Below are 266 nucleotides of genomic sequence, written 5' to 3'. Positions count from 1 at the left end.
CGGAGACCGGGTTGCCTTCTCCGTGGGCGCCGTGGCAGAGCATACAGGCGGGCGCGCCGTTGGCGCCCTGGGTGCTGATGAGCAGTCCGTCAGGCGCGCCATGAACCGTGCCGGGCACTACGGAAAACACACTGGCGAAGAAGATCGCCACGCTCGCCCATCGGGCGCCGGGCAGAAGGCGGGAGGACATGAGGAGGAACGCTGCCGAAGATTTTGGCTCGACTATATTTCCAAAGACGACGGCATAGAACCGCTATGCATGAAAG

1 protein-coding gene is annotated in these 266 nt (G+C 63.2%); it reads right to left on the bottom strand.

Translation table 11 applies throughout. The annotated features are described in order from the left end of the window. Positions 1-190, bottom strand: a 190-nt coding sequence (locus SB751_RS31260) for a c-type cytochrome (RefSeq protein WP_410749178.1), incomplete at its 3' end; no start/stop codon positions are given. Between the last annotated feature and the right edge of the window lie 76 nt (positions 191-266).

This window comes from Cupriavidus sp. SIMBA_020, assembly GCF_046535395.1.
Classification (GTDB): domain Bacteria; phylum Pseudomonadota; class Gammaproteobacteria; order Burkholderiales; family Burkholderiaceae; genus Cupriavidus; species Cupriavidus campinensis.
Note: the sequence above shows the minus strand (reverse complement) of the source record. Positions and strands in the feature narration are given on the sequence as shown.